This is a genomic window from Sphingomonas sp. Leaf231, assembly GCF_001421995.1.
GTDB lineage: Bacteria > Pseudomonadota > Alphaproteobacteria > Sphingomonadales > Sphingomonadaceae > Sphingomonas.
Genome location: NZ_LMLS01000002.1, coordinates 503,719 through 519,389, shown reverse-complemented (window position 1 = coordinate 519,389; position 15,671 = coordinate 503,719). Strand labels below are relative to the sequence as shown.

The following is a 15,671-nucleotide window of genomic DNA, read 5'->3' as shown; positions in this document are numbered from 1 at the left end:
TCCGGAAGGCACTGGTTGCCGTTGCGATGGGGGGTCTGGCGGCCGGCGCCGATCCATTCCAGACTGAAGCCGTCACGCCGTCAGCACGGCGTGCTGGAGGCGGAACGTGGTCGGCGAGCGGGCGATCAGCCAGAGTATCAAAGCAGCGAATGGCAAGTTCGCCGCGCTGCTGCGCGCGCGCGAGGAAGACGAGCAGTTGCTCCTCATTGGGCGGGTCCGGATCAAGGAGCAGGCGAAGGAAGAGGCTGCCAGACGGCCGACCAGCGGCCGAAGTGCGTGGAAGATCGCCGCCGACTTCAGCGCACCGCTGCCCCGTCCGGGTCGTCCGCGGGCGGCGGATGGGATGACGAGCAGCTTCCACTTTCATTGCTGCAGCGTCACCCGATCGTCGCTTGGCACGAAAGCGGGCGCCGTGGCGGCGAACCATGCAGCCTATGTCGAGCGGGACGAGGCTGTGGAAATCGCGTCGGCGCTCGACCACGCCGGCTATGTCGAGCGCGGCGATGCGGTCGAGATCGCGGATCGCGCGCTCATCTTCAGCAACATATCGGATGATCCCGAGGGTCGCCGCGCCTACTGGGAGGCGGTCGACCACTGCGAGCGGCAGGGCCATGCGGGCCTGAGTATCAAGGCCGCCGTGATCGGCCAGTGGCTGAACGCTGCGGCCGACGACCTCCCGCCGGCGTTCGTCACCCATTGCCGTGCCGAGCATAACCGATGGGCAACCAGTCGGGTGAAGCCGAAGTCGTTCAAGCCGAAGCGCTACCGCGCCGACGAGCGTGACTGCGCGGCGATCCTCGACGTCTTGCGGCGCGCGCCGGGGTGGCCGGACAAGGATCCGCCGGTCGTCTTCACGCCCGGTTCCGCCGGCCGGACGCAGTATCGTTACGTCGCCGAGCTGCCCCATGAACTTGGTGCCGACGATCGCGCTGCAATCGTTCGCGACTTCTGCGACCATCTCGGCTCCTTCGCCCTCGACGCGGAGGGGCGATCCTCGGGCATGATGTATACCGCGGTGATCCACGCGCCGGGCCCGGGCAACGACAGACGCAACTACCACCTTCACGTCATCGCGCATGATCGCCCCGCCAAATGGATGCCCGGCCCGGGCAAGTGGGATTTCGAGATTGCCGAGGAGTTCAGGCGCAAGGGCGAGACCCGCGTCCGCTATCCGCACCGGCAGGAAAAGATCGTCGAGGTCACCCGCAGCCTCGCGCCGGACAAGCGGCCGGAGCACTATAACGCCGCGATCGCTGGCAAAGCTTTCGTGCCACACCTGCGGGAACGCTTCGCCGGCATCTGCAACGACCGGCTTGCGCTGCGGGGCATCCAGCGCCGGATCGACGCGCGGTCGCACGAGGCGCTCGGAATCCACAAGGAGCCCGAGATCCACCTCGGCACCCGGGCCGCCGCGCTGGAGCGGGCGGGCGTGCCGACCACGGTCGGCCGCTACAATGCGGCTGCCAGCTGGCAATACGCCGCGCTAGCCGAGCGACGCAGGACCGAGAGCTACTTCGCGCCCTGGCAGCAACAAGATGGTGTGCTGGCGAAGAGCGTCGCCGGGTCGTCCGAAGGCGTTGCCCTGATGGTAGAACGCCGCGCCGTGCTGCTTGCGCTTGCGGAGACACGGGATCTGGCGTGGGAAAACGATCGCCTCCGTCACCAGGCGCGGTCCCGTGCGCAGGCGACGCTCGACCATTGCGTCATGTCCCTTGCCCAGGTGAGTGGTAGCGTCGCGCACCGTAGGGCGATCGAAAAGCGCAAGCAGGAAGCGGAGGAGCATCTTGCCAAGGTCGAGGCCGCCATCGCGGCGGGTGAGGCCGACATCCAGGCGGCAGCTATAGCGATCGGCAAATTGCACCTGCAGCATGTCGCGATCGACGCCCGCCTGGCGGAACTCGCGCGCGAGAGGAAGGCGCGCTTGAAGCTCGTGGGTGGCCTCGAATTCGCTCCGCCCGTTGGAATGACCTTCGAACAGCAGGGGCTGCAAGCCATCGGCGCACTGGCTGGCGCCAGCTCGCTCGCGTCGGTGGGTGCGATGGCGGGCGTGCCCGCCAATGACGACGCGATAGACGACAACGCATCGATCCAGCGGCGTGCGTATGTTGTCGGTGCCGCACCACCAGCTGAACCAGTGACTATACCCTTCAACGATGGGCGACATCGTGCGAGTGGGGAAGCCGCCGCTTCGGCCGAAGCGACGGCGCCGGATCGGATAACCGAGGCTGTTACACGCGACGAGCCGCGGCCAGCGCATGTGGTCCCGCGTCGGGCCGACGAAGTTTCGCGCATCAAGCTTGGACGGCGCCACCAGCTCGACGCCCTGTTCCTGCACATCGCGCAAAACCGTGTCCCGGTTATCAGGGTCGCCGGGAGATTGACCGTCGACGCGCTGTCGCGGAGCGACGCGGTGTTGTTGGCCAGCCCGTCTTTTCAGGTGCTGATCGACAAGCGGCTGACCGGCATCGCCAAATCGCAGGCGTCGGAGATCAAGCGGCTCGGCGACGCGATATGGCAGCAAGCGTTCGACCCGACCACCGGAGAGGGACCAGAGGCGCTTCAAACCTTGTGGCAGCATTGGCGCAAGCATCCGGACATTCGGCGCGTGCTGCCGAAGCCGAACGGTGTCGGCGCCGCCTCGCCGACCGGGAACCTACCGGAGCAGAAAGATACGGCACGTGCCGACGACAGGAAGCCCGTCGGTGGCTTGGCTGCCCTGGCAGCAACCGTGATGTCGACGTCTGACGGTCGCCCGACGAGGTCGAAGGGATTGGTGACCGGCTCGGCACCGGCGGCGCCGGTGAGCAAGGGGCCAGAGCGCTAGCCGCGGCTCGCACATCCGGGAAGGACCGCCGGGGCCGGCGGGAAGAAGCATGGAGGAAGCCTGCGGCTGTGCCGTGAAGGCGAAATGATCGCGCAGGGGCGGCGTGCAGCCCGCCGCCCCCGCGCAAGAACAAGGACTTCCATGTATATCGTCACCAAGGAGCGTGCGCTGGCTCAGGCGCGCGCACTGTCCGGCGCGCTGGCGCTCGCCGAACGGGCCGGCTGGACCTTCGACCGTAAGACGTCGCTGATGCTGCGACCGCCGTTCAGCAACTATCTCCACGTCGCGGCGGCCGAGTTGCTGCTGGTGCCCTCGATCGATCCGTCGCGCGGGGACATCGCGATCATCGACCGCGGTATGCGCGAAGCGCGCTGCGACGCGCTGGTCGTGAAGGCGTCGACCGCGGGCAAGCCGATGCTCTACTGCGCCGTCGGCCGCTGGCGCCGCCAGCAGAACCTGTGGTGTCACGAGCGGCGCCCGTGGCTGACGGAACACGGCCAGGTCTGGCTGGTGGCGGAACACGTCTGGGCCGAGGATCCCGGGACCTCGATCCTGCTCGGCCCGAGGCGCCTTCAGGTCGCCCCCGAACCACCCAGGCTTTACGCCCACGAAATGGCGGCGGGGTTCGAGCGCGCCGATGTCTTCCTCGCGCAGATCTGGGGGGACCTGTGATGGCGTCGCTCCCATGGATCAGCCCGGCCGCCGCCGACGACATGCTGTTCGACGACCCGCTGGGGTCGTCGCCCGACTTCGGCTTCGCGCTGATGCGGCCCCGGGCGAAGGGCAAGCGCAACACCACCGCCGATCTCGCCCGCGCGAAGCTCCAGCCGAGCAAGCCGGACGATGCGGCGTGGGGGCCGGACGGGCTGTGGCCGATCACCTGCACGACCAGTCGTCTGGTGCCCGCGCCCGGCGTCGCGATCGAGCCGGATGCGCTGGAGGGGGTGTTCGCCGGCTATGACGCCAGGGTCAAACCGCACCAGCAACTGCTCGCGGTCGTCCTGACGATGCGGTTCGGTCACGATTGGCAGCCGGCCGACATCCTGTCGATGGTCGGCACCTATGCGCTCCGCCACCTCGCGCTCGAACGCCGCCTGACCAGCCTTACCGTTGTCCATATGCCCGGCGACGAGTTGTCGGCGCGGCGCCCGCACGCGCATTGCGTGGTGCCAGCACGGGTTCACCGTGCCAGCGGATGGGGGGAGCTGCACCGCGATCTCGTCGTCAAGGACGCACAGGTCGCCTTCGAGGCTGAATGGTCGGCGTTCCACGACGAATGGGCGCCGCGTTTCGCGCCCGGCTGAGCATGCCTGCCAGCACCCGCGATGATGATCGCGGGTGCCTTCGGCCATGGCGGCGCGGCGCCCGCCAGACGGGGAATGGTCCGATGAAGTGTCCCCGATGGTGGGGACGAAATCGGGAAGAACCAGATGACAACCAACACCGCCGCCCGCGCTCACCTCGCCGCTGTCTCCACGATGCTCTTGGGCAACCGCACGTTGCGGCCGTCCGCGGCGCTGCTTGCCGGCCACCGGCTCGATCCGCTCGCGCGGCTGCGGTTGGGCCAGATGGCCTGCGATGCGCAGGCCGACCTCGTCCACCTCACCTTCGAGGAGCAGGCGGGCGAGACCGTGATGACCGACATTGCGATTTTCGTGCCGCGCGACCGGATCTGCTTTTCACACCCCGGCTGCCGGTTGTGGCTGTCGAAGACCGGGTCACGCGCGCTGCTCCTGCCGCAGCCGCATGTGCGCGGCAGCTTCCGCCTCGCCCCCGGCGAGATCATCCACTTGCCCTTCAAGCCCACCGACGCCGAGCAGGGCATCGCCCGCGCCGGGGCGCGCTTGAGCCGGCTGGTAGAGCACGGCGTCGATGTCGCGGGCCGCGTCGTCATCAACGACTGGCCGATCTGGCAGTGAGGCGAGCCCGCGTGAGCGGGCCAACCAGTATCCCTCGGCGATCTCCGCCCAGCGTGCCCGCTGTTCGGCCGAGGTGCCGAACGCCACCAGCATCAAGGAGAAAGGCGTGTGCTGCGACCGGCCGCGGATGTCGGCGAACCGGACCCGGCCCAGCAAGAGGAAGATATCCGCCTCGACGGTCAACGTCTCGTGGAAAAAGCGCGAATCGACGCGCACGGGGACGAGGCAGACGACGCTGCCGACATTCCCCCGCGACCATTGGTCATGCGCGCGCTTCAGCCAACGAAGCGTTTCGCTGAAAGGAGGATTGACGAAGGCGAGCCGGCCCGACCAGTCGTCGACGAATCCATCGCCGCCTTCCTCCAGGAGGATGCGGCGCTTCGCGACCACCGGGCTCAGCGTATGACCACACGGGTCGAGGTCGATCGCGCCGAACGCATGGTGGACCTTCGCCAGGAACTCGGGCGGGGTGAAGCGGACGTCACGGTCGGCCTTGTCGCCTTCGCCCCAATGAGCGCGCTCCATTGCGCGGCGCCGGGCTTTCGGTGCCAGCACGGTCAACAGGCGGAGCAGGCTGGCGACCGATCCGCCGCCGCGCTCAAGGCCGGCGAGCGTCGTGCGCGATAACTTCGCGCGTGATGCCGCCTTCTCCAGCGTCCAGCCACGCCGAAGCCGGCTGGCGCGCAGTTTTGCGCCAAGGGTGTCGCCCGGCCCAAGACCGGTCAGCCTGAAGTCGATCGCGGTCATCACCGCCGCAAGGGTCTCGACCGAACCGACGCCCCGCTCGAGCCGCTTGATCTTCTGCACAGGGACGCCAATGCGCGCCGCGAGCGTGGATTGGGACACGCCCGACGACCTGCGGGCCTCGATGAGCGCCGCGATCAACATCAGATACCAAAAGGGTTCATATACTGGTCGATATGAGTAGCCGTATGCGCTGGGTCAATACTTGCCCGGATCGCAATCGCACGGACTCTATTACTTCGCGGCAACGCACGAAGAATGTTGTGTGCTTGCGACAAATGTAAACATCTCTTTACCATGTCAATAATACCCGACGTCGGGTCGCGAAGATTTGCGTTGCCGACAGGCGGGAAGATCGCTTAACCTGCCTGCGCTCACCAGCAGGTGGGCCGAGGCGTGGAAACCTCGTCAAAGAGAGCCGTAGACCCGGTCCGAACCAGTTTCGGCCGGGAGGCGGACGCGTATGTCCAGGGCCTTCGGGCCTAAAGGCGTTCGCGCCTGTCTCTTTGCAGGTTTCCAACTTCCGGCTTTCGGGCCGGCACCGCCTCGTGAACAGGGGCGGTGCCGCCGGCTGGAGCCGACCGGCACCGACGCGAACGGGGTTCGGGCGTTGGGTGTTGAGGGACGGAAGCGCGGGGACCGCGCATGTATAACGAACATATCGGTGATCTCGGCGGGGCTGCTGTTGGCCGCCTGTGGCGGCGGGGGTGGCGTTAATTCTGGCGGGTCGACTGCGCCGCCGACCGCCACACCCACACCCACACCCACACCCACACCTGCTCCGACACCGACAACATCTGCCGACAGCGCCGAATACAAGGCCTCGGGCGCCGTGGTGATCGCCAAGGCCGCCTACGCCTATGACCGCGCCATTACCGGCAAGGGTGTGACGATCGCGGTGCTCGATACCGGCATCAACCGCTCAACACCCGAATTCACCGGGCGCATCTCGGCGGACAGCACCGGCTTCGAACAGCGCGTCGCGCGCTGCGGCACCTGCCCCGCGGAGACCCTCGCGCTTTATGCGATCGACGACAAGCAGGGCCACGGCACGACCGTCGCCTCGGTCGCGCTGACCGCGCGCAACGGATCGGGGCCGCAGGGCGTCGCGCCCGAGGCGACGCTGCTGGCGCTCAAGATCGTCGGGGCCGACCTGTCGGGCCAGACCGCCGGCAGCACCGGGCCGATCCCCGAGAGCGGAAGCGCCAACGCGATGCTGATCGCACCCGCGATCCGCTACGCGGTCGAGAAAGGCGCGTTCGTCAGCGTCCTGTCACTCAACGGCTTCGGCACGGGCCAGATCGCGCAGGATCAGCGCGCCGCGATGGATCAGGTGCGCCTCGCCGACCGGCTGCTGGTCAATTCGATCGACAACGCGACCGGCAAGGACAGCTTCACCGGGGAGTTCGCGGAGAACTTCGTCGGCACCGACCGCGCCAACAAGGACTGGTTCCTCTTCGCGATCGGGGTCGACCAGAACGGCAATCCGCGCAGCGCGAACGGCAATGCCGGTCCGCTCGCCGACCGGATGCTCGCGGCGGGCGGCAACAACGTCCAGGTCGTCGACAAGGACGGCAATATCGTCAGCGTCACCGGCAACAGTTTCGCCGCCCCGGCGGTCGCAGGGGCGGCTGCGCTGCTCAAGCAATATTGGCCGCAGCTGGGCGGCAAGGCGATCAGCCGCATCCTGCTCGACACCGCGACCGATGCCGGTGCGCCGGGCGTCGACGCGGTCTATGGTGCCGGCATCCTCAACGTCGAGAAGGCNGGCGGCAAGGCGATCAGCCGCATCCTGCTCGACACCGCGACCGATGCCGGTGCGCCGGGCGTCGACGCGGTCTATGGTGCCGGCATCCTCAACGTCGAGAAGGCAATGCAGGCGCAGGCGCCGGCGTCTGCCTTCGCGGCAGCCGATGCTGTGCTGACCCGCTTCTCCTCGCTGACCACCTCGGCACCGTTTGGCGGGTCGGCTGCTGCGTCGGCGCTGAGCGGTCAGGTCGGCGGCATGACGGTGCTCGATCGCTACGGCCGCGATTATACGATGACAGGGTCGGCCGGCGTGCGTACGCGTGGGTCCGGGCTGCTCGCCGGGGCGGTGCTCGCCTCGACCGATGCGCCGTGGCGCGCGGCGCAGGCTCAGGCCGCGCGCTTCGGCTTCGCGACGAACGTCGGCGCTCAGGCGATGCGGCGTCCGGACGTTCCCGCCGTCGTGTCCTTCTCGCCTGCCGCCGGGCAGCAGGTCACGCTCGGCACGAACGTCGCGATCGGCGGCGGGAGCGGGCTGGCGGGTTCGCCGCTGCGCGGTATCGCGTCGATGCCGGTCGGCAGCATGTCGGCATGGTCCGGCGGGGGTTGGTCGGCCTCCTTTTCGATTGGCACGTCTCGGGACGGGCGTCTCCGGCAACAGGTCATCGGTTTCGCCATGCCGCTGGGCCTCGGGTTCGAACTGTCCGACCTTGCCGAACGCGGTCAGGTGCTCGGCATGCGCGGCGACGCGACGCTTGGGCTGAGCGGCGCGCGGACCACGCTCGCCACGCTGATTTATCGCCAGAGGCTGGCAGGCGTCGACCTCACCGCCCGTGCCTCCGCTTCGTCGACCCGGGCGTCGGGGGGTTCGGACCTGCTGCGCTTCGGCGGACCGCTGATTGGAAGCGCCTTTGCGCTGGAGGGTGCAAGCGGCCTGTTCGGCGGCCGCGCGACGCTCGGCCTGTCGTCGCCGCTGCGGGTCGAGCGCGCCCGTGCGGTGCTGCTCGCGCCGGTGTCGTTCGACCTGGTCAGCGGTGCGCTCGTGACCCGCACGATGGCCGTCGATCTCGCGCCGGATGCCCGCGAGCTGGACCTCGAACTCGGCTGGATGACCTCGCTGTCGCGCACGTCATCGCTGCGGTTCGGCGTCGCGCACGCCTTCGACGCCGGCCACGTCGCGGGCGTGTCCGACACCGCCGGCTTCGTCACCATCGCCATCCGCTGAACGACACGAGGGAATAGACACATGAGGAAGACGTTCACCGCCGCGGCCATCGTGCTCGCCGCCGCACCCGCCGGCGGGACGCCGGCTGCCGCGACACCGCAGGCCGTCAGTGGCGCGAAGACGCCGGCTTTCCCGCTCGACGTTGCCGGGGTGAGGCTCGGCATGTCGGCGAGCGAGGCACGCGCCGCGCTGGTGAAGGCCGGCTATGCGATGCCCGCGACCAATGGCGTGAGCTACGGCCCGAGCTTCGCGGCGCGTATCCGGGCAGAGGCGGCGCGGCGGCGGACCGGCGCCGCTTCCTCACCGGCGATGACCGACCGGGTGATGACGCAGCTCAAAGGCGTCGGTCCGAACCGCGAGGCCATCACCGTCGGCCTGACCGCAGCACCCGCCGGCGGTTCGACCGTCACCAGCGTCTATCTGACGATGCCGCAGGACGGGATGAAGGGCGACGCCTTCCTGCGCCAGGTCATCGCCAAATACGGCAAGCCCGATGGCAGCCGGGATCAGGGGATGACGCTCGCCTGGTGCAGTGCGCCGCTCAAGTCCGTCTGCGGCATGATTACGCCGTTCCAGCGCCGGCCGGAGGCGCTGCCGAACCTGACCGCGTCGGTCGTCTACAACGACAATACGATCAGGCTGCAGGACGGCACCGAGCAGGACCGCGACCGTGAGCGGGCCTATGCCGCGGCCGTCGATGGCGCCGCGCCCAAGACCGACCGCGCGGCGTTCTGAGGGCGCACGGTCATGATCGCCGTGATCGGAGCCGTCGCGATCGTCGCCCTGTTGATGCTGGTCGGTGTGCTCAACGCCACCGGCTTCTTCCGCGCGCTGCCGCTGATCCTGCTGCTGTGTGTGCTGTCGTTCGTTGCCGCGATGGTCGCCAAGGTGAACCTCGGACCGGAGTGGACGGCGTGGGCGGGGCCCGGTGTCCCGGCCGCGCTGCTGCTGTGGGCGGCGTGGCGACCGGGATCGTCGCGCGCGAAGCTGTGGATCATGAGCGGGGCGTCGTTCGCCATGAACAGCCTCAAGTGGCTGGCACTGATCGCCTGCGGGCTGACCTTGCCGGCGAACGGCTTCCATCTCGATGTGTGGCTGACCCGCGGCTGGCCATGGGCGGCGCTGGCGGCAGTCGCATGGGGTGTGCAGGTGCTGATGGACCGGGTGACGATCCGGTCGATTGCCAAGGAACCGGGTGCGGCCGGCCGGATCGAAACGTTGTAAGTCGGAAGCGTTTGGCGGGACCGGGACGGAGGAAGGGATAGATATGTCGATCATCATCGCGACGCTGCTCTTAGCGGCCGGCAACCCATGTTCGGGTTCGACCACGCCGGAGGTCGAGCAATGCCTAGCTGGGGACCTTGCCCGCGCCGATACCGAGCTCAACCGATATTATGCTGCGGCGGTGGCGCGCCTCACTAAGGAACAAGGCACGACCGCGCTGGCAAAGCTGCGCGCGTCCGAACGGGCGTGGATCGCCTATCGCGACGCCGAATGCGATGCCGTCTATGAATGGTGGAGCCAGGGCACGATCCGGGGTGCCATGGCGCTCGGCTGTCGGACAAGGATCACCAAAGCGCGCGCAATGGTCATCTGGCAGAACTGGCTTACCTATGCCGACAGCACGCCACCGCTGCTGCCGAAGCCTAAAAGCCCGGATTGATATGGGATCTGGAAAGACGCGGACGTGCGTTCATGGTGGATTACAGCCTGACCGCTTCCGGGAGCCGAGGTTGAGTAAGCGGCCTTTCGTTCAGACGTTGTCGGCCGACAGCTATGCGCCCAACCTTGGTCATTTCCTGGATTGAAGGTTTCCCCAATTGCGGCTGGTCTCCTCCCTGTCGATCGCGAACGGATGAAGATTATCGACAATCAGGATTACACGAGCCGGGGCAGCCGAGACGTCGAACCTATCGAAAAGCCGGTGACCAGAGAGTTTAACACCAGTGCACGCGTCCGGCCCGCAGCCAGAAGTGTGACCGGCACCCTGTTCTGCGCCAGACCGACGGCGTCAGGCTCGCGTGGCCACGAACATCGACATGCAGAGCCCAGTGCTGGTCCGCTTCCTCGATGAGCGGCAACTCGATGATCTCGCGGCAGCCACACGGGCAGCGCATGCCGACACTCCATAACTCGTCACCATCGCGCGCAACGACCAGCCGACGCGCGGGCAGCTTGGGTGGCAGCACGTCGAAATCGAGGAAGTCCGTGCGCCACCTCGGCCTTAGCCGTTCGTGCCCCTCCCGCCAAAGCCGCCTCAGGTCGAACCTGCGAGCGGCCTGCCACATCCGCGCTGGCTTGAAGCAGGTGGCTGCCCGCCACCAACGAGACAGGCTCATTCCGGCACCCCGAGGCGAGGCAGGCGAAGCAGCGGCTCGGTGCCACCGCGGCCGAGCAGCTTGTCCGAGCCCACCGCGAAGTCGTCCTCGTCGAAGTGGTCCTCATCACCGCCGGCGAGACTGAAGCGCGTCCTGGCGTAGCCGCGGTTGGGATCGAGACGGAACGGGAAGGCGCGCAGGATGAATTCGTTCATAGCCGCCGATGCCGCGCGCATGTTGAGCGAGATGACTGAGGGCGCCTGCTCGACTGCGCCGTCGATGTAACCGGCCGCCAACTCGATGGCGTGGGCCTCGGGCGCCACATCCGCGAGATACTCGGCCCGCAGGGTCTTCGGTGTGTACACGCCGCGGGTACGCAGGCTCGAGCCGCCGGGCTGCACATAGTCGATCCGGCCGACAGCATCGATGATCGAGACCTCGCCCAACGTATCCGTCCTGGCTGGGATCGTAACGCCCATGTCGAACAGCGGCATTACGAACGCTGACGCCATCAGATCAGCGATCTGGCGCGCGTGGAGCGTATCGACGCAACTGAACAACACATCGCCCTGGGCGGCCGCGATCACGGCGTCGCGCGTGTCGATCGAGGCGGGCACGGGAATCGCGACATCGGGACCACGATACTCGGTGATGGCGCGCGCGAAGGCGGCAACCTTAAGCAGTTCTGCGGCGGCGTCGGCACGGGTCGAGTTCAGTATGCGATTCAGGTTGCGGCGCTCGATCCGGTCGAAGTCGATCAGGATGACGCGCCCGAAACCGAGGCGTGCCGCCTGCTCAGCGACGACCGTCCCGGTGCCGGACACGCCGATCACCACCGCGGAGAGCCGGGCGAGCACATCCGTCATCCCGCTCGTGAACGCCGGGGCACGCTTGGGTGCGCCCGCCAACTGGAACACGATGTCGTCGCCCACCACCGTCACGAGATCAACGGGGCGCACGGCCATGTCGGGATCGTAAAGCCTCGGCAGGACCGTGCCGTCCGGCACCATGATCGCCGAGCCGTGCGCCCGGCCGTATGCTTGGAAGAGCGACGACACGGTGATCCGATCGCTAGTGTCGTCGCGATCGGAGAAGCCGAGCAGCCCCCCCGGATGGGAATGGGCGAGGATCAAGGCCAACCCGTCGCGCTCGCCCTGATCGATCGCCCGCTCAAGCCACGCGCCCGGCCAAGAAACGAAGTCCGGCGTGCGCTGGAAACAGTCGGCATGCGGCACCAGCATCACTTCGCGGACCACGTAGCGGCTGCGGTGGCCGGGGCCCCGCGCGCACAGCAGGATAGCTGCGGCCTCCAGGCCGTCGCCGGGGAAGAGATGGGCGCGCAGCGCGCGGTGCTGGACACCCGCCATCGCGATGGAGGTACGCGGCATCATTCTCCCGCCTCCTTTGCCAGCGCAGCCTCGATCAGTGCGAACTGCGTGATGACGTTGTCGGCATCGGGGTCCCACGGCTGGCCGGGGCGGTAGCGTGACCAGCCCACGAAGGGCTTGCCGTTAATCGTTCCGGTAAGCTGTGTGTTGGGGATCGCCCGCCCGTTCGCAAGCGCGAGCGGCGGGTGGGCATAGAAGCCATAGATCTGCGCCTGCGGATAGTCCGGGGGGATCTCCAGGGCGATGTCGCTGGTCGCCACCGTGAAGCCCGCCGGCAGCGGATAGTTGCGCACGATCAGCCAGCGCCGCTCCAACTCGACGACCGTTTCCCACACCAGGCCGACGCGGTTGAGATAGGCAACGTCCTCTTCCAGCAGGGAGAAGGTGCGGCGAGGCGCGGGCGCCTCGCCGTTGTCAACCGCGCGGGGCATGAGGCGAAGCTTTTCGATACCCGGCCTCGACAGGTCGACGACAGTGTCGAGCGTGACCTCGGCCTTCTGCTCGCCGACCACCTTCAGGAAGATCTGCCACGGCTTCGAGGGATCGAAACGAGCCTTCACGAGCGCGTCGCGGACGACGACCGTCGCGGTGGTGAACTCCACTACGACACCATGGACGTTCAGCTTCCACATGCGCTTGACGGAGATGAACCCCTCGATTCCCGGCTTATCGAGGTCGATCAGCGTGGTGGCCTGGATTTCCTCGTCCGCGCGATCGACGCGCTGGAGGTAGAGCACGCAGTTGTCGGGTACGCCTGCGAGACGGCGGAGCGCCGCACCCGTGATGGCGCCGCCCGGCCATTCATAGCGCTCGCCGTCCACGCGCAGCAGCGAGATGTGGTCGGCGAGGAACGCCACAAAACGCTCGCCGCCAGCAATCTCCAGCTCCTGATCCGGACGAAGGAGGTCCATCTCACCGTTGTCCAACACACGCATCACGACCGCGTCGGCGGGCGGCTTGCAGCCGGCGGCGCGGGCGATCTGGTGCGCGGTGGGCGTCCCGTCGCTGATCTTCAGCGGAACGAACTCGAGATTCGCGCCGGCCACCATGATGACCACGCCGGCACGGATATTAACAACTGCGTCCATGTTCATTGCCTCCCGGGTCATCGATCCCCATATGGGAGCGATGACGTGAATCGTCATATCCAACAGGTTCATCCGATTCGCAAGAAAATTCATCGCTCCCATATTGGGACCAATTTTGCTTGCATTATCCTGGCGGCTATGCGAGAGCACGATGAGGCTGACCGGTAGACCCGAACTTTTGAAATTCGCGCGGATGGCCGGTGGTCGGTTAGGTGATGGCGTGCGAGCGCTCGCCGCCGAACTTGAGGCTGCCGCGTGGTCGAACAACGCCGACGTCCGGAAGGCCTTTCCGTCGTCGGACCTCTCCGGACGCCGCCTCACCGTCCCCTTCGACGGTGACCATTGCGCGGTGATCGCTATCAGTTATGAAAAGGGCGTGGCCTTGGTGGAATACGCAGGATCGTGCGCGGGGCTAGCAAAGCTCCGCGCGAAGAAGTCGGATGGACGCGCATGAGCGTGGCGCCGATCCGCACTGACGCGCAGTACGATGCCGCCAAGGCCCGCATGTCCCTCCTCATCGACAAGGACGATCCCGCCTCGCTGGACGAATTCGAGATATTATCGCTCGTAGTCGAAGACTTCGAGAAACGGACCTATTTCATGGACGCGCCAACGCCCGTTGCGGCCATCCGTTTCCGCATGGATCAGGCTGGGTTGAAGCCGCGCGACCTTGAGCCCTACATCGGATCCCGCGCGCGCGTGTCAGAGGTCCTGTCGGGCGCGCGGCCGCTGTCGCTCGACATGATACGCGCGCTCAACCGGCACCTCGGTATTCCCGCCGCGTCGTTGATCGGTGAGGGCGCCGCCGCCAAGTCGCCGGAACCGTCTATCGCGGCGCTGAAGAAGCTCCGAAGCCTAAAGCTTATGAACGCGAAGGAGACGTTCGCCGCTTTCATGAATCGGATAGGGGGCCCGCAGGAGGCCAACGCCCATCTCCGCAAGTCGCGCACGGAGCGCACCAACGCGAAGACCGATCAGGTCGCGCTGGCCGCGTGGCTGGCCGCAGTTCGCCATCTCGCGAACGGGGTCGAGATCACCAAGCCGAAGCGCAAGGAGCGGGGAGTCGAGGCGGCACGGAAGCTGGCGAAGCTCAGCGCTGCACCGAACGGTCCGGCACTCGCGCGCGAATTACTTAGGAAATGGGGCATAGTCCTGGTGACGCTTGAGCACCTGCCGGGCACCTATCTCGACGGTGCGGCAATGTGTCGAGGCGACGGCGTGGACGTGATCGCAATGACACTGCGCCACGATCGCATCGACAACTTCTGGTTCACGTTGCTGCACGAGTTCTGCCACGTATCCGAGCATCTCTCGGGCGACACTACGCTCATTCTTGATGATCTGGAGTTGAAGAGCTCAGACGACATCGAAAGCGAGGCCGACGAGTTCGCGATGAACGCGCTTATCCCGCCCGAGATCTGGACGGAGATGGCATCGCGCGACATGCACACCGCCGACATCAACGCGATTGCCGACGCGGCCCGCATCCATCCGGCCATCGTCGCCGGTCGCTGGCAGCGCGAACATTCAGAATACCGCCGCTTCTCGAAACTCCTCGGACGAGGTGACGTCCGGCTACACTTTGGGCTTCACGTCTAAGCGCATCGGATTGCGCAGTTGCGCGGAATCCTACGCGCGGGGTGCCAATTCGGCGGCGTCAGCGCGCGAGGAACCGATCGTGGCAATGATCCAGTCGATGGCGCGATCGAAGCGATCAGCCACATGGTCGGCTTCGCGCCACGCGGCGGTTTCGATCCAACCAGGTCTAAAGCCGCTTGGTACGAGCACGCCGGTGCATCCCGCAGTTTGCGCGGGCAGAATGTCGCGATCGGGCTGATCGCCGATCACGACAACAGGTGTGGGTGCGAAGCGGCGACGCTGGCGATCGAACTGCTCGACGTTTTTCGTGCCTTCACTCACGCCTTTGACGAGATGGGCAATGCCAAGCGTCGCTGCCCGAGAACGCTGACGGTCGGCTGACCCTTCGGTCAGAATCCAGACCTCGATGCCGGTATCTCGTGCCGCGACGAGACCATCAACGACCCCGCTCAGCAACTCCGGCCCGCGCCCTAGCGCCTCGAAATAACGCCCGACGATCGCTTCTTCAGTTTCCGCAACGGCGGGAGGCGTATGGTGACTGCCCGTCAGACGAGCCGCTTCCACCGGCCCATGGCCGAGATTGCCTAGGGCAAGCGCCCGCACGAGGAGGTGCGGCGGATAGCGCAGATGTCGATGGTCAATCTTCGCCAGCGCCTGATCATAGGCGCGGACATGACCGAGGGCGTCGCTGCGGCCCTGCTGATCGAAGAGGCGATCGACATCTGCCAGGAGTGCCAGTTGCGCCTCAGCGAAGACGCTGTCGGTATCCCATAGCGTGTTGTCCGCATCGGCGAGAATGACAGGGGTTATGGCCACCGCA

General features: G+C 66.9%; 13 protein-coding genes and 2 pseudogenes. 10 read left to right on the top strand and 5 right to left on the bottom strand.

Going from position 1 to position 15,671, the window contains the following annotated elements:
* Window positions 1-106: 106 nt before the first annotated feature.
* From ASE95_RS08680 to ASE95_RS08670, 3 genes are all read left to right on the top strand, one after another.
* The gene (locus ASE95_RS08680; RefSeq protein ID WP_056634557.1) at window positions 107-2,824 is read left to right on the top strand and encodes a MobA/MobL family protein; all 2,718 of its coding nucleotides are present in this window, start codon (window positions 107-109) and stop codon (window positions 2,822-2,824) included.
* Between the two features lie 84 nt (window positions 2,825-2,908).
* Window positions 2,909-3,496 carry a hypothetical protein gene (locus ASE95_RS08675; RefSeq protein WP_156347942.1) on the top strand — a complete coding sequence of 196 codons (588 nt, stop codon included), beginning with the start codon at window positions 2,909-2,911 and terminating at the stop codon, window positions 3,494-3,496.
* Entirely contained in the window at window positions 3,496-4,128 is a 633-nt protein-coding gene (locus tag ASE95_RS08670) for a hypothetical protein (protein ID WP_056634552.1), read from the top strand. Before ASE95_RS08675 ends, ASE95_RS08670 begins: the two co-directional genes overlap by 1 nt.
* A 414-nt stretch (window positions 4,129-4,542) precedes the next feature.
* On the opposite strand, the gene ASE95_RS08665 is transcribed toward ASE95_RS08670, so the two are convergent.
* Window positions 4,543-5,631, bottom strand: coding sequence for a DNA N-6-adenine-methyltransferase (locus ASE95_RS08665; RefSeq protein ID WP_056634549.1), 1,089 nt, complete (start codon window positions 5,629-5,631; stop codon window positions 4,543-4,545).
* 319 nt (window positions 5,632-5,950) lie between these two features.
* Between ASE95_RS08665 and ASE95_RS18265 the strand changes: the two are divergent.
* The 5 genes and pseudogenes from ASE95_RS18265 to ASE95_RS08645 form a co-directional block, all read left to right on the top strand.
* Window positions 5,951-7,254 (top strand): annotated as a pseudogene (locus ASE95_RS18265) (S8 family serine peptidase); the annotation flags it as partial.
* Between the two features lies 1 nt (window position 7,255).
* A pseudogene (locus ASE95_RS18260) lies at window positions 7,256-8,458 on the top strand (S8 family serine peptidase); the annotation flags it as partial.
* A 21-nt stretch (window positions 8,459-8,479) separates the two neighbouring features.
* Entirely contained in the window at window positions 8,480-9,193 is a 714-nt protein-coding gene (locus tag ASE95_RS08655; RefSeq protein WP_056634543.1) for a hypothetical protein, read from the top strand.
* 12 nt (window positions 9,194-9,205) lie between these two features.
* Window positions 9,206-9,682 carry a hypothetical protein gene (locus ASE95_RS08650; protein ID WP_056634540.1) on the top strand — a complete coding sequence of 159 codons (477 nt, stop codon included), beginning with the start codon at window positions 9,206-9,208 and terminating at the stop codon, window positions 9,680-9,682.
* Window positions 9,683-9,725: 43 nt separating this feature from the next.
* Window positions 9,726-10,121: a lysozyme inhibitor LprI family protein gene (locus tag ASE95_RS08645; RefSeq protein WP_056634537.1), complete on the top strand. Its 396-nt coding sequence runs from the start codon at window positions 9,726-9,728 to the stop codon at window positions 10,119-10,121.
* A gap of 274 nt (window positions 10,122-10,395) precedes the next feature.
* On the opposite strand, the gene ASE95_RS18570 is transcribed toward ASE95_RS08645, so the two are convergent.
* The 3 genes from ASE95_RS18570 to ASE95_RS08630 all read right to left on the bottom strand — a co-directional run bounded on the left by ASE95_RS18570 (window position 10,396) and on the right by ASE95_RS08630 (window position 13,324).
* Complete coding sequence (locus tag ASE95_RS18570) at window positions 10,396-10,575, bottom strand: DUF6527 family protein (RefSeq protein ID WP_443025455.1); 180 nt, start codon at window positions 10,573-10,575, stop codon at window positions 10,396-10,398.
* A gap of 218 nt (window positions 10,576-10,793) precedes the next feature.
* Complete coding sequence (locus ASE95_RS08635) at window positions 10,794-12,167, bottom strand: ThiF family adenylyltransferase (protein ID WP_056634535.1); 1,374 nt, start codon at window positions 12,165-12,167, stop codon at window positions 10,794-10,796.
* A complete protein-coding gene (locus ASE95_RS08630; RefSeq protein ID WP_162234675.1) occupies window positions 12,164-13,324 on the bottom strand; it encodes a multiubiquitin domain-containing protein in 1,161 nt (386 codons plus the stop codon). The genes ASE95_RS08635 and ASE95_RS08630 overlap by 4 nt, the downstream gene beginning before the upstream one ends.
* Before the next feature lie 79 nt (window positions 13,325-13,403).
* Between ASE95_RS08630 and ASE95_RS08625 the strand changes: the two genes are divergently transcribed.
* Window positions 13,404-13,706 carry a type II toxin-antitoxin system HigB family toxin gene (locus tag ASE95_RS08625; RefSeq protein ID WP_156347941.1) on the top strand — a complete coding sequence of 101 codons (303 nt, stop codon included), beginning with the start codon at window positions 13,404-13,406 and terminating at the stop codon, window positions 13,704-13,706.
* Complete coding sequence (locus ASE95_RS08620; protein WP_056634525.1) at window positions 13,703-14,851, top strand: ImmA/IrrE family metallo-endopeptidase; 1,149 nt, start codon at window positions 13,703-13,705, stop codon at window positions 14,849-14,851. The genes ASE95_RS08625 and ASE95_RS08620 overlap by 4 nt, the downstream gene beginning before the upstream one ends.
* Window positions 14,852-14,881: 30 nt before the next feature.
* Here the strand turns inward: ASE95_RS08620 and ASE95_RS08615 are convergent, their stop codons facing one another.
* Complete coding sequence (locus ASE95_RS08615; protein WP_056634522.1) at window positions 14,882-15,667, bottom strand: HAD family hydrolase; 786 nt, start codon at window positions 15,665-15,667, stop codon at window positions 14,882-14,884.
* Between the last annotated feature and the right edge of the window lie 4 nt (window positions 15,668-15,671).